Raw genomic sequence first — 13,040 nt, 5'->3', positions numbered from 1 at the left:
AAAAGGGGCTGAGTAGCTCAGCCCCTAAGCCATCAATTACAGGCTGATAGAAGCACTAGCGCTGCACTTGGTTGTGCTTGCCGCTTCACAGACTTTGTAGCTGTAGCTGCCACGGTTTAACGGGCCGTCGCGGTGGGCGCCGTCGTTAGTCGTAGTCAGTACTTTTACGTTGTTGCGGTACAGGTCGACTGAACTGGTTGTCGCGCTACCCCAAGTCAGGTCGACATAACGTTTACCTTTACTGGAAATGCCTTGTAATGTCAGACTGATCCCAGGGGTTGTTGTACCACAACCGTTGGTCGTCAGGTATTGATCTGCAGCTGCTGCCTGAACAATACCGTAACCGAAGTACACATCTTTACCTGCAGCACCAGAGTCTTTAGCTGTAGCTTTTAATGCATTACGGATCTGAGTACCGGTACAGCTTGGGTGATTTGACCAAACCAGAGCAGCAATACCTGAAACCGCAGGTGTTGCCATAGAAGTACCGCTCATCAGGCCGTAATCACTGGTGCCAATGTTAATTGACACTGTGGTTGCTGCCAGCAGCGCAGTTCTGTCTTCAAAAGCTGCGCCTACAGCAGGGATGGATGTGGTGTTGGCTGAACCTTCACCTAAGGTGCCGTATAACATGCCTGCAGTGTTATTGATCAGTACAGCACCTACACCACCAGAGTTCTGACAGTTTTTCACTTTATCGTGGAAAGAGATCACACCACGGTCAATCATACAAATCTTACCGGCAGCGCCTGAATTTACCGCTTCTGCTGTGCCCATAAAAAATGTGGCGGCGCTGACAGTACCTGGGTTTTCCATCGCAGAAGTTGCATAAGGAGCGCCGTTGGCGTTTAAGGTTGCGCTGGTTGCCATATCGGCAGGGTAAGTGGATAAGGTATCTACACCACCTGCAGTGGCTTCCACACAAATAGTTTCATCTGTTTTGCCGTTAGCAGTACAGCTTGGGAATTGTGAGAAGTCTGCGATATTGTTGTTATTGTCGTTAGCACCGATCATCATGACAGAAGGATAACCTGCAGGGTAAGAGCGGACATTGTTGCCGTCGTTACCAGCGGCGGCTATCACTAAACCACCAGCGTCGGTAAAGGTTTTAAAGGCGTTTGATTCAGTTGTGTTAGAACCACCACCACCTAAGCTCATGCTGATAATGTCTGAACCTGCGTTTTTACATTTTTGCGCTGCAAAGGCCAGATCCGAAGAGTAACCCCAGCCTTCAGCGTTAAATACTTTGATGATATGCATAGGTACGCCAGGGGCCATACCAATAACACCAACGCCATTGTCTGCAGCACCTATGGTTCCGGCCACGTGTGTACCGTGTGGGCCACCGTTGACGTTCCAGTTGCCAGTGCCTGAGTCGTTATCACCAGTGATACTGCCCCAGTTGAAGTCAGGATTGGATTGATCTAAACCAGAGTCAATCACACAGACTTTAATACCTGCACCAGGGTTAAATTGCACCTGATTGGCCTGAGATTGGTACACAGCATAAGGCGTGATTTGTTGTTGCATTGGGTCACCAGCGTCGTCATTAAATAACGCCATTGGTTTACGCACTAAATCTTCTTCAACCAGTTTGATATGAGGGTTCTTCAAAATCCCTTTGATTTCATCTACCGATCTGCCATTGAACTGAGCGGCGATAAATCCATCTGCATCTACTTTTACTTCACCACCCAGCTGTTTTGTTAACGCTGTGATAATACCTTTGTTGGCATTGTCGACCTGAATAATGACCCGATCTGCTGCTGCCACAGTGGTGCAGCCTAAGGCCATTAAAGTAGCGAATGAAATTTTATTTAACTTACTGATTTTCATTGAGTTGTTCCCATTGCTTATTGTTATATTCTCCACTGCGCTTATGCATCTGCTGTGCTTTTGTCGCAATAAATTGGAGTCTTGTCGCATTCGTGCTGTGTATCAGCAACTTCTAAATGCCATCTTTTGCTATGGAAAATCAATCAAGTTATTAAATTTTGTTTTCAAATGTAATTAAATGTAAGCGGTAGCATGTACAGCAATTTGTACGAAAAGTGACTGCAGACCGCTTAGACTGGTAAAAAAGCAAGCGATCTGAGAAATGCAAAAAACCACTCAATAGCAGGACTAATCAGTGATCAGTTCTGCTGCGATTTTAAAACTCTTTTGCCGCGCTTTGGGGTCGTGCATCATAGCAGTCAGCATCAACTCGTCCGGTTGATGTGTTGCAATAAAATTCAGAATACCTTGTTTTACTTCAGCCGGATTACCTATGACAGAGCAAGCCAGAGCTTTTTCCACATAGGCTTTTTCATGCGCCTGCCAAATCTGATCCATATCCCCGACTGGTGCAGGCAATAAACCTGGTACACCCCGGACTAAATTGACAAACTGCTGTTGCGGTGACGTAAAGAGGCGATGAGCCTCTGCTGTGGTATCTGCAGCAAATACATTCAACGCCAGCATCAGATAAGGTTTATCCAGTTGAGCCGATGGCTTAAATTCTCTACGATACAAAGCAGCGGCCTGTTCCATCATGGCTGGGGCAAAATGCGAGGCAAATGCATAAGGTAAACCCATATGGGCCGCCAATTGAGCGCCGTATAAACTCGAACCTAAAATCCATAAAGGTACATTCAGGTTTTGTCCTGGTACGGCTTGTACCGCCTGATTTGGCTTTACCGGACCAAAATACTGCTGCAATTCAAGGATATCGCTTGGGAACTGATCTTCAGTTTCCATTCTGTTACGCCGCAAAGCCCGTGCTGTCAACTGATCACTGCCTGGTGCCCGGCCTAAACCTAAGTCGATACGATCCGGGTACAAGGTCGCCAAAGTGCCAAATTGTTCGGCGATGACCAAAGGTGAATGATTCGGCAGCATAATGCCACCAGCCCCTAAACGGATGCGTGAAGTGGCTGCCGCCAGATGGCTGATCAACAAAGAAGTCGCAGCGCTGGCAATTCCCGGCATATTGTGATGCTCTGCCAGCCAGTAGCGTTGGTAGCCCAAGTCGTCTGCCTGTTGGGCTAAGACTTTGCTGTTGGCAAAACTATCGCTAATAGTGCTACCTGAAGGGACAGGGGCTAAATCTAAAATAGAAAAAGGGATCATCAGTGCTCCGCTATGCTGTGAATATTGCATTCAATACCGTTTGGTATAAAAGTACTAGTGCAATGGGTGCGCAGCGATATGGATTCAAGTCCTGTGCTGTATTTAGTCAGATTTTGCCGTTGAATCTGTAGTTTTTTGCGATGGATAAAAGCAAGTTGGCCTAGTGTTGCGACAGATCAATAGAGCAGCGCTAAATTCAGCTATGCTGGGATCAAACAACTAAGACTATGAATTATGGCCGGATTTGACGTTACCTTGGCGGAGAACTTTCTGATTGCTTTGCTGATTGGCGCTCTGGTAGGGATTGAGCGGGAAAAGCACAAAAACAATAACCATCCCGGCTCTTTTGCCGGCGTACGGACTTTTATTCTGTTTGCTCAGCTAGGTGCTGTCAGCGCCTGGTTATCGGTATTTTTACAAACCCCATGGCTGTTTATCACGGCTTTAGCTGCAGTGTCTGTGATAGTGCTGAGCTCGTATTATCTGGAGAATAAAGACAACCCTGTGGCTTTGGGTCTAACCAGCGAGTTGTCTGCTATTACTGTGTGTTTATTAGGCGGCGCTGTGATTTTTGGTTTTGCCGAAATAGCCGTGTCTCTGGCTATTTTAACTTCGGCTATTCTGGCGTTTCGGGAGCCTTTGCACGGGCTGGTCAGTAAGATAGGTGCTGATGATCTTTACGCGGGTTTAAAGCTTCTGATCGCCAGTTTTATTGTTTTGCCTTTGTTACCTAATGAAACTGTCGACCCATGGCAGGCGCTGAATCCTTATAAACTCTGGCTTTTGGTGATTTTAATCTCCGGCTTATCTTTAGTGGGTTATATAGCGGTACGTTTTTTTGGTTCGGTGAAAGGCACTATGATCACAGCCCTGACTGGTGGGCTGGTGTCGTCTACCGCTATGACCTTAAGTTTCGCCCGCAGCAGCAAAACAGAAACCGACAGTGGCGCCGCCAACAGATTAGCGGCTGGAATTTTAGTGTCCTGGCTGGTGATGTTTGGCAGGGTATTGTTGATTGTCACCGCTGTTTCTGTGCCTTTAATGCAGCAATTAGTCTGGCCCTTGCTTGGGCTGGCTTTGTTGACGGCAGGCTTTGCGACAGCGTTTTTTCTGGCAGGACACAGGCTGCAAGCTGTATCTGCGGCCGATGTGCCTGTGACTAATCCCTTTAGTTTATGGTCGGCTATTCAGTTTGCTTTGCTTTTTGCGCTGGTGTTGCTGCTGGTTAAGCTGGCGGAACATTATGCGCCGGGTCAGGGGCTGTATTGGTTAGCCGCGTTAGCAGGCTTAACGGATGTTGATGCCATTAGTTTGTCCTTAGCTGATTATGCCGGTCGCAGTCAGGCTGTTGATTTAGCTGCCACCGCCATTGGTATTGCCATCTTAAGTAATTCACTGGTGAAAGCAGCCATGGTATGGGTGGTGGGCACTCAGACTCTGGCACTGCGTATGACAGCGGCCATGCTTGCGCTTGGGCTAGTGGGGCTGTTGTTATTTAGTTTTAGCTGAGTGGAACGGCGTTGAGTAGACGGAAGCTCAGCTTGTCTTAAGTTTTCACTGGCAGAATAAACAAAGTAATTAAAACAAGAGGTAGGTATGTCGGGTTCACAACAAAGTTACAGTAACTGGATGGTACGTTTGCATTGGCTAACAGTGCTATTGATTATCGCCATTTATGCCAGTATTGAATTCAGAGGTATCTTTGAAAAAGGCACAGCAGAGCGCGACCTGATTAAAGAGGTGCATTTTGTGCTGGGGTTAAGCTTGTGGTTGATTACCTTGCTGCGCCTTGTGGTACGGCGTTTTAGTGTTATCCCTGCAATAGAGCCGGCGCCTTCGGCTATGGCTATTAAAATTTCTGGTCTGATGCACCTGACACTTTATGGCTTTTTATTGCTGATGCCATTGCTTGGATGGCTGATATTAAGTGCAGGCGATAAAGTGATCCCGTTCTGGGGTTTTCAATTGCCGGCGCTGATTGGGCCGGATCCGGATTTGGCGGGGTCCATTAAAGAAATCCATGAATGGGTGGGCACTGCAGGTTATGTGCTGATTGCTGTGCATACTTTGGGTGCGTTGGCGCATCATTACAGATTAAAAGACAACACCTTAAAACGTATGGTGCCCGGATTATTTGGCCAGAAAAGCTAAAACTGGTTGACTCGACCCTTTGAAACGTCTTAACTCTGGGCCCTCTGGTGTGAGGGCTTATGATCAGCAAAACAGTGAAAGCAAATCAGGCTTCTGAAATTACCTTGCCACCCAAAGATTTGGGCTGGGGCACTGTGCTGCATTTTCTGATTGAGAAATTCAGCCGTATTGACGCTAACATTTGGCGACAACGTGTGGCTGATGGCAAAGTGCATTGGTTTGGTGGTGAAGTGATCCATGCCAACACCGCCTTTTTACCCAGCCGCAGAGTCTGTTATTACCGTGAAGTAGCAGCTGAGCCTGTTATTCCTTTTGCCCATCAGATTATTTATCAGGACGAACATATAGTTGTGGCCTGCAAACCGCATTTTTTACCTGTGACACCGGGTGGTGAATTCGTCAACGAATGCCTGCTGGAACGGGTAAAACGGGATACAGCTTTGCACGATGTGGTCGCAGTACACAGACTAGATAAAGAAACAGCGGGTTTGGTGCTGTTTTCTGTTAATAGTCAAAGCCGTCCTTTGTATTATCAACTGTTTGCCGATGGCAAGATTAGTAAAAGTTATCAGGCGGTGGCCAGGTTATCGGACGATATACAGCAACTGGATGTACCACAGCACTGGCAGGTTAAAAACCGGTTGGAAAAATCCACACCAGCGTTTTTAATGCAGCAGGTTGGAGGGGAAGTGAATGCGTTTTCCAGCCTTAGTCTGGTAGACAAACGAGCTGAACTTGGTTTGTTTGAATTAAGCCCCCATACAGGTAAAACTCATCAGCTGCGTTTGCATATGCTGTCTTTGGGTTGTCCTATTTTATTTGATAAATACTACCCAGACTTATTGCCAAAAGGGCCAGGGCAGCAGTTGGACTTCACACAACCTTTGCAATTGCTGGCCAAGCGCTTGAGTTTTACCGATCCGGCTAGCGGATTGGAGCATCAATTTGAATCAAGCCGTCAGCTGCAAAGTTGGCCTGTTAGTAACGGATCTAAGGAAAACTAATGTCTAAAAAAGTCTATTGCATAGCCCAGTTTTTACCTAAGCCAGGCAAAGAGGCGGAACTCTTTAAAGTGCTGCAAGGTTTGGAGGCTAATACCTTACGTGAAGATGCCTGTCTGCACTACAGAGTCACCCGTCATATTCCAAGCCCTTTTGCCGAAGGTAAAAGTTTTCCTATTGTCTTTAATGAAATTTGGGCTGACATGCAAAGTTTTGAAGCCCATTGTCAGCGCAATGAAATTAAAGACTTTTTCCAGACCTATTGCGTAGCTGAAACAGGGTTAGCGCAGGACTGGAATGTCTGTGTTTACACGGATGAACCAGAAAACTTTGATGCGCCTAAGTTAGGGTAATAGGTCGGGTTGATAGCTTGTGTGCGGTTTTTTATTTTAGTCGCATAGTGTTCCGCTTTGTCGTGGAATATCAGGCACAGCCTTTATGATGTAAGCATGTTTTTATTTGATGAGCTTTGTGATGTCGACTACTTTTTTTAAAAAACTTCCGGCCCGTTCTATGGCTTATGTTATGCCACTGATTTTATCCATTATTATGAGCTGTATTGTGTCTTTGATCAGTACGCTAAAAAGCACTGGCTTTAGCGGTTTTGAACTGCCTATCTGGTTGGGAGCCTGGGGGTTATCCTGGGTAGTGGCTTATCCGGTATTGCTATTGATATTACCACTGGTGCGCAAGTTGACCGCCTTGATTGTCGAAACACCTTAAACGTCACTCAGCAATAAAAGCACAAAAAAACGCCGGTATTCAACCGGCGTTTTTGTTTTAGTAAGAAAGGCTTAAGAACCTATCACGCCGCCATCATCTTTGGTGATTATTACAGTTGCAGAACGTGGTCTGCTGGTGCCGTCATTGGCTGGCCAGTTACTGGTGAACTGGGTTGGGGTTGAGCGATCGCCCGGGTGCTGGATATTTATAAACATAGTCTTTAAATCTGGTGTAAAGGCTATGCCTGTGACTTCTGCATCCACTGGGCCAACAAAAAAACGTTTTACGGTACGGGTTACAGGGTCTGCGACCAGCATCTGGTTATTACCATAAGGGCCTTCACCTTGTTGAGAGCCACTCATATCGGTTTGGATCCACAGCAAACCGTTGGCACTGAACATTAAACCGTCCGGGCTTGCCATATGGTTATCTGCTGTCAGCGTCAGATTAGTGCCCGGAGTTGCTGTACCTACGTCACCAGCCAACAGGAAGATATCCCAGTTAAAACTTAAGCCTTGGGTCGCAGCGTTTTCTTTCCAGCGAATAATATGCCCCGTGGTGTTATTGGCGCGTGGGTTAGGAGCATCGATTTGCTCTGGTTTACGGCCTGTGTTGTTGGTCAGTGTAAAATACACCTCACCTGTCGTTGGATGCACTGCACCCCATTCAGGTCTGTCCATTTTCGTTGCGCCAGCAATATCAGCGGCCAGACGGGTATTAATTAATAAGTCGGCCTGACTGTCGAAACTAACGCCAGCTAAAGCAGCTTTCGCCATCAAAGCTTCGTTATTGATATCTAAAGCCAGCCATTCGCCTGAACCGTCGGCATTAAATTTAGCCACATACAAAGTACCGTCATTCAGTAAATGACCGCCAGCCGTCGCTTTGAAGTAAGCTGCTTTTGACACGTATTTGTAGATATATTCAAAAGTTGAATCGTCGCCTGAATAAACAGTAATAGGCTGACCTTCCACTACTGGTCCAAAAATCACACCCTCATGACCAAAACGGCCTAAAGCTGTACGCTTTTGTGGCACGCTGTCCGGATTAAATGGATCAATTTCTACGATCCAACCAAAAGTATTTGGCTCGTTGCGATAATCTTCGTTTGCATCAGCGCCCAGGCTGGATGCATTAAAACGCTGGTACTGATCGGCGCCTGAATCTGCCGTTTCCCAAAAATAACGGCCATTGCTGCTACTGACACCATAACGGCTATGTTCACGAGGTTTAGTTGCATCGGCATTCATAAAATAACCTGCCCAGTTTTCTTCGCAGGTTAAATAAGTGCCCCAAGGTGTATAGCCATTACCACAGTTATTTAAGGTACCGCGGGTACGGGTACCATCCTGGCTGTACTTAGTGACTACTTTGGCGTCACCGCGCACCGGGCCCGTGATATCCATAGGCGTCGCGCCTGTAATACGGCGGTTTAACGGGCTGCCTTGTACCAGTTGGAACTGGCCTTGCGCATCTTTTTTGATATGAGCCACAGTCACGCCGTGTGCTGCGACTTCTTTGCGTACTTCATCCGCGGGGCGCGGTAAGCCTGTAGGACCCATAGGGTGCAGTACGTTGGCATCCAGGTATTCATGGTTAAATACCAGTACACCTTCGTTGCTGTTTTTATTACTGCTGCGGGCATCTAAAGGGAAGAAGTGCATACCGTCATGGTGTGCACCTACTTGCTGTTCCATATCGGCACCGCTGTTACTGCCATCAATCCGATAAGCCGGATAGCTGCCCAAAAGTGGGGTGCCCATAGGTAAAAATGGATGTGCTGTATAACCAGCAGGAACTGTTGCCGTATCCAGACGGTTGGTAGCAATAGCTGTAAAACCCAATAACACCGGAGCAGGTTCAGGTTTGATACCCACAGGGCCTGTTACAGGGGCAGCAGTGTCGCTGTCACAACCAACCAGAGTAGTGCCCATAATGGTGGCTATGGCGGCACCTAAAGAGCCTTTTAAAAAGCTGCGGCGTGAAGCCAATACGGATTGAAAATCCGGGTTATCTGAAAAGTTAGTTTGTGGATCTATGCCCGAGTTATCAATCTGGAAATTTTTGTTCTGCATTTTGACTCCGATGTCGGTTTAATTAAAAATCTGCACGCGACATTAGAGCTGTTGCTTGTTTCAGTAAGGTTACTTTTTGTTGATAAAATAAAGACGTCTATTCGACATTTATATGACAATGGGCTGCTACTGTGGGCTTGTGAAAAACGCAGTGTGGACTTTGCCACACTGCGTACAGGTTTTTAGTGGTGGCCTTTGCTGACTCCACCCGTGGCGCTTGGCAGGCTGATACGCACATTTTGCATCATGCCCTGATCTTCATGGTCCAGAATATGGCAATGCAATACAAAATCACCGATATAACGCTGGTATTTAGTGCGGACTATCACAGTGTAGGATTTACCCATGGCATTTTTTACCCACATAGTATCTTTCCATTTACCTTTTATGCCTCTGTACTGCGGATCGGGCAATTTTTTGCTGGTGTCAAAATCATCTACTGCATCGTCGCCGCTGACGTCTTTACCATTCGGATCCAACACAGCCACTACCTGAAATGGATTCACGTGAATATGAAACGGATGGCTGGCCAGTTTTGAGGTCAAAATCCATTCGTCGGTGTTGCCTAAAATCAGGTCCCGGTCGATACGGCCGGGTTTGTAAGGTTCACCATCTATTTCAAAAAGGGTCACTTTTTCCTTAGTTTCGCTATCCACCACTGTCTCTATATTAAACTCCAGATGCTGTTTATTCGGGGTTTCCGGCAAGGATGGGTGAGGGATAAAATGGCTTAATTTCAGGCCTGTCTGTAAGTCGCTTATCACGGCATTTTGCATATCAGGGCTGATATTAATTTTGGCGCTTTGGATTAACTGTTGACCTATAGTGGACGTCACTGGCCCAGCTGAATTTGCCACTTGTACTATACCCAGTAGTTGTGGTTCAGATGGGGTTTGATCGACGTTGGCCGACGCTGCGGCCGCATCGTCTATGACACAATATTGCCCGCCTTCAGGAAACATCATCAGCGTATCCCAGCGGTAACCCGGCTGAAATACTGTGACTTCAGTGGAATCTATTTCGCTGAGCGTTAAACCATCTGCTGCTATTTGATGCTGTGGCACTAAAGCACCGGTACAGGACTTTTGCAGTAATTTTTGCTCATCAGCCGCAGAAACCGGGCCTTGCAATTGCTGACCAGTCAGTTTTACGACTTTTAAATTGATACTGTCACGTACCCCGGCATGCACCATACGCCAGCGTTCGACCTGACCTGCTTTGGCGTCGGCAAAAAAGGGCTGTACTGCGCCATTGATACTGGTGTAGCGGCCAGATTTACTCCAGCCGCCCGGGCCAAATCCGGCGTAATCCAGTATTTCGCCGACATCGGTCGGGTCGCAGATATAAGCACCCTTGGCATCGATTTTCAGTACTGGCTCTTCACCTGGTTTGGTCGGCTTGGTGTAACAGCCATACTGAATTTGCTGAAACACCATGGTGCGTTCTTTAAAGGTCTGGTTGGGAGAGCTGGTTAATAACAGATCGATGTCACCAGTGCGGTCTTTCGTCGGTTGGCGGGTGCCCTGAATGATCAGAGCTCCAGCCATACCGCTTGCGACCTGAATGGCTGTAGAGCCATGACGATGTGGGTGGTACCAGAAAGTACCAGCTGGATGGTCAGCCGGAATATTGTATTCGTATTGAAACGACACTGTAGGGTTGATAGAAATCAGCACGTTGTCGCTGTTGCCCGCAGGATTAATCCACAAACCATGGGTGTGCATATTGGTGCCATTAAAACAATGTGGGCTGTTTACTCCTTCGCTATGGCTGATGCAACTTGGATCAACAGGCAACTTATTGTTTAAAGTGGCTCTGATGGTTTCGCCGGGAAATACCCGCAAAGTAGGAGCGACAAAAGGTGCTTTAGGATCAATTTTACTACCCTGATAGCTGCGTAAATTCACCTGATCCCAACTGTTGGTATTTGGATTCCACAACTGGCTGCGGGTAAACACAACATCCCAGTTCAGGCTGGCTTCATCAGGTTGTGGCGCTCCGGCTTGTTGTTGTGCTTTGGTCAGTGGTGCCAATAGGGCTCTTTTAATATCCAATAGGGGCGGGTCTTGCAAGGGACGAGGTTGATCGGCCTGCAATACAAAACTGCACAAAGCGGCCCCTGTAAGTGCAAGACTGACTGCACGGCGAAGAATAAGGTCTGACATAAAAACTCCTGTGTGAATGACATAAGACAAACCCGGAATGCTCCGGGTTTTGTCTGATACCTGTGTTACTTCGCTGGTGCTGTTTCCAGTCGGATTTGACCTACAGTGACACCACTTTGGCGGGCCGTTTCTTTCACTTCTGTTGTAGTCAAATTGGTAGGAACAAAATGCACCATCAGATCGGCTGCCGCTGCATGACCCAATTGCTGCGCCAGATCTGTGACTTTATAGACCAGGTCGCCCATATCTCCCATAGCGTGGCCAGCATGTGCGTGGTCTGCAACACCAAAGTAGTTAATTGTAGCGACGTACAATTTTTGTTCTGGTTGTTGTTCAGTGCTCAGGTAAATTTTGTAAGTGGTAGCAGGGGCACCCACCATCTTGACATCCTGCAGGATCAAATAGGTATCCCCTGTTGTCTGTGCCAGCAGTTCTACTTTGTCTGATGCTTTGAGTTGAGCCGGGTGCTGTGGATCCAACGCAACTTTGGTTGTCAGGCCACGTAAATCAACGGTTTTATTACTGCTGACCGGCGCATGAGTTTTAAATTTAGTCATTTTTAGCTGTGCCTGAGTTTGCGCCACTTGCTGCTGTGGGGCCGCTTTTTGAATATCACAGGCTGTTTCTTTGCTGTAACGGACCGGAATTTTCCCCGGTGTAAACACATCAGCTATGGTCATAGTGGCCTGATTGCCATTTTCGTCGGCAAAGCTGTAACTGGTTTGATACCAGCTATCTGGCATGCCTAAATTTGCTTTGGCCCAGGCTAAATCAATGGTTTTTCCACCCGCCTTTTTATTCAGCCAGCATTGCCACAAGCGGTCTATATTAGCGTGGTGCATATAAAACACTGGGTCTAAACCAGCGATAGGGACAAATCCCATATCCGGTGTGGAGCAACCTGTACCTACAGCACAATGCATAGCGCCATGTGGTTGCCCTTGCAGTTGATTGGAGAAGTGAGTGAAATCGGTGTAAGAAAAAGCCTGAGCTGCACTGGCGCTGTCTGGATCGATGGCTGTTTTATTGTCATTAAGTCCTGGGGTACGGAACTGATCATAAAGCGGGCCCGCGGCTTGTCCTCTGACAAGTTGTGGTAAGGCTAAGCCTTTACCGTCTGCGCTGCGCTCCTGAAAATAGTCCCAGTAGGGTAAAGAGAAGTTCGGATCACCCACATGTTTTCTCAAGGTTTTTTCATAGAAAAATAAAAACATCCGGTGCCAGGGTAAAAAGTTCAGATTGCCATGCTGGCAGGTGCCCCAGACGTTTTCGGTAAAGCCATCTTTGGGGACTATTGAATTGCTCATATGCTGGTAATACGCATCGCAAGTGGCTTTATCCAGTGCCTCTAAACAGCCTGGCATACGGTAAGCTATATAGGCTTTCAGGTCGGTGGAGTTTTTACCTGTACCAAAAAAACCATGAGTATTAGACCAGTACGCAAAACTGGTGCGGTACTCTGCTGACATGGGATTAGCCTGACTGCTGGCTTTCATCCGTTCTATCCCTTTTCGTATGGCCTGCACCTTGGCTGGATCGGCAGCGAAATCTTTTACACTGATGCGGTAAGAGCTTTCGGCCGACGCTTGCCAGCTGCAAAACAGCATCAACGAGATGAGCAGTGTTAACGTTTTATTCTTGTGGCGTGATTTTTTGATCTGAGCGGAGGGCATACAAGGATCCTTTTTGTAGTGTAGACATGATGCTTAAGTTTCTATCGTAGAAACATTAGCTGAATTGGCTACAAAACCATAGTCCCTTTTTTTGATAAATCAAATGCGAATGAATTTATTTCAGTTGTTGTAAGCTGATGT

10 protein-coding genes are annotated in these 13,040 nt (G+C 47.1%); 5 read left to right on the top strand and 5 right to left on the bottom strand.

The features are described 5' to 3' along the window. Positions 1-36: 36 nt before the first annotated feature. Both OM978_RS14840 and OM978_RS14835 read right to left on the bottom strand, forming a co-directional pair. Complete coding sequence (locus OM978_RS14840; protein WP_264343014.1) at positions 37-1,836, bottom strand: S8 family serine peptidase; 1,800 nt, start codon at positions 1,834-1,836, stop codon at positions 37-39. A gap of 288 nt (positions 1,837-2,124) precedes the next feature. Next, complete coding sequence (locus OM978_RS14835; RefSeq protein WP_264343013.1) at positions 2,125-3,111, bottom strand: LLM class flavin-dependent oxidoreductase; 987 nt, start codon at positions 3,109-3,111, stop codon at positions 2,125-2,127. Between the two features lie 234 nt (positions 3,112-3,345). Here OM978_RS14835 and OM978_RS14830 point away from each other — a divergent pair, with 234 nt between their 5' ends. The 5 genes from OM978_RS14830 to OM978_RS14810 all read left to right on the top strand — a co-directional run bounded on the left by OM978_RS14830 (position 3,346) and on the right by OM978_RS14810 (position 6,986). Further along, on the top strand, positions 3,346-4,620 hold the full coding sequence (locus OM978_RS14830) for an MgtC/SapB family protein (protein ID WP_264343012.1): 1,275 nt from the start codon (positions 3,346-3,348) through the stop codon (positions 4,618-4,620). 87 nt (positions 4,621-4,707) lie between these two features. Then, complete coding sequence (locus OM978_RS14825; RefSeq protein ID WP_264343011.1) at positions 4,708-5,262, top strand: cytochrome b; 555 nt, start codon at positions 4,708-4,710, stop codon at positions 5,260-5,262. A gap of 59 nt (positions 5,263-5,321) precedes the next feature. After that, positions 5,322-6,266, top strand: a complete 945-nt coding sequence (locus OM978_RS14820) for a pseudouridine synthase (protein ID WP_264343010.1) — start codon at positions 5,322-5,324, stop codon at positions 6,264-6,266. Further along, entirely contained in the window at positions 6,266-6,616 is a 351-nt protein-coding gene (locus OM978_RS14815) for a putative quinol monooxygenase (protein WP_264343008.1), read from the top strand. The genes OM978_RS14820 and OM978_RS14815 overlap by 1 nt, the downstream gene beginning before the upstream one ends. A 121-nt stretch (positions 6,617-6,737) precedes the next feature. Further along, entirely contained in the window at positions 6,738-6,986 is a 249-nt protein-coding gene (locus OM978_RS14810; protein WP_264343007.1) for a DUF2798 domain-containing protein, read from the top strand. A gap of 71 nt (positions 6,987-7,057) precedes the next feature. Here OM978_RS14810 and OM978_RS14805 read toward each other — a convergent pair whose 3' ends face one another. From OM978_RS14805 to OM978_RS14795, 3 genes are all read right to left on the bottom strand, one after another. Further along, positions 7,058-9,061 (bottom strand): PhoX family protein, encoded by a 2,004-nt coding sequence (locus tag OM978_RS14805; RefSeq protein ID WP_264343006.1) that lies wholly within the window; start codon positions 9,059-9,061, stop codon positions 7,058-7,060. 182 nt (positions 9,062-9,243) lie between these two features. Next, positions 9,244-11,226 (bottom strand): multicopper oxidase family protein, encoded by a 1,983-nt coding sequence (locus OM978_RS14800; protein ID WP_264343005.1) that lies wholly within the window; start codon positions 11,224-11,226, stop codon positions 9,244-9,246. Between the two features lie 65 nt (positions 11,227-11,291). Then, positions 11,292-12,899, bottom strand: coding sequence for a tyrosinase family protein (locus OM978_RS14795; protein ID WP_264343004.1), 1,608 nt, complete (start codon positions 12,897-12,899; stop codon positions 11,292-11,294). Positions 12,900-13,040: the final 141 nt, after the last annotated feature.

It is taken from the genome of Rheinheimera sp. MM224, assembly GCF_947090785.1.
In the GTDB taxonomy this organism is placed as follows: domain Bacteria; phylum Pseudomonadota; class Gammaproteobacteria; order Enterobacterales; family Alteromonadaceae; genus Pararheinheimera.
The sequence above is the reverse complement of the archived record's forward strand: the minus strand, read 5'-3'. Positions and strand labels throughout refer to the sequence as shown.

What these genes read in the sequence shown, in the direction of transcription:
- OM978_RS14805 (WP_264343006.1), bottom strand. Translation starts at nt 9,061, where the DNA reads ATGCAGAACAAAAATTTCCAGATTGATAACTCGGGCATAGATCCACAA.
- OM978_RS14800 (WP_264343005.1), bottom strand. Translation starts at nt 11,226, where the DNA reads ATGTCAGACCTTATTCTTCGCCGTGCAGTCAGTCTTGCACTTACAGGG.
- OM978_RS14815 (WP_264343008.1), top strand. Translation starts at nt 6,266, where the DNA reads ATGTCTAAAAAAGTCTATTGCATAGCCCAGTTTTTACCTAAGCCAGGC.
- OM978_RS14810 (WP_264343007.1), top strand. Translation starts at nt 6,738, where the DNA reads ATGTCGACTACTTTTTTTAAAAAACTTCCGGCCCGTTCTATGGCTTAT.
- OM978_RS14835 (WP_264343013.1), bottom strand. Translation starts at nt 3,111, where the DNA reads ATGATCCCTTTTTCTATTTTAGATTTAGCCCCTGTCCCTTCAGGTAGC.
- OM978_RS14840 (WP_264343014.1), bottom strand. Translation starts at nt 1,836, where the DNA reads ATGAAAATCAGTAAGTTAAATAAAATTTCATTCGCTACTTTAATGGCC.
- OM978_RS14830 (WP_264343012.1), top strand. Translation starts at nt 3,346, where the DNA reads ATGGCCGGATTTGACGTTACCTTGGCGGAGAACTTTCTGATTGCTTTG.
- OM978_RS14820 (WP_264343010.1), top strand. Translation starts at nt 5,322, where the DNA reads ATGATCAGCAAAACAGTGAAAGCAAATCAGGCTTCTGAAATTACCTTG.
- OM978_RS14795 (WP_264343004.1), bottom strand. Translation starts at nt 12,899, where the DNA reads ATGCCCTCCGCTCAGATCAAAAAATCACGCCACAAGAATAAAACGTTA.
- OM978_RS14825 (WP_264343011.1), top strand. Translation starts at nt 4,708, where the DNA reads ATGTCGGGTTCACAACAAAGTTACAGTAACTGGATGGTACGTTTGCAT.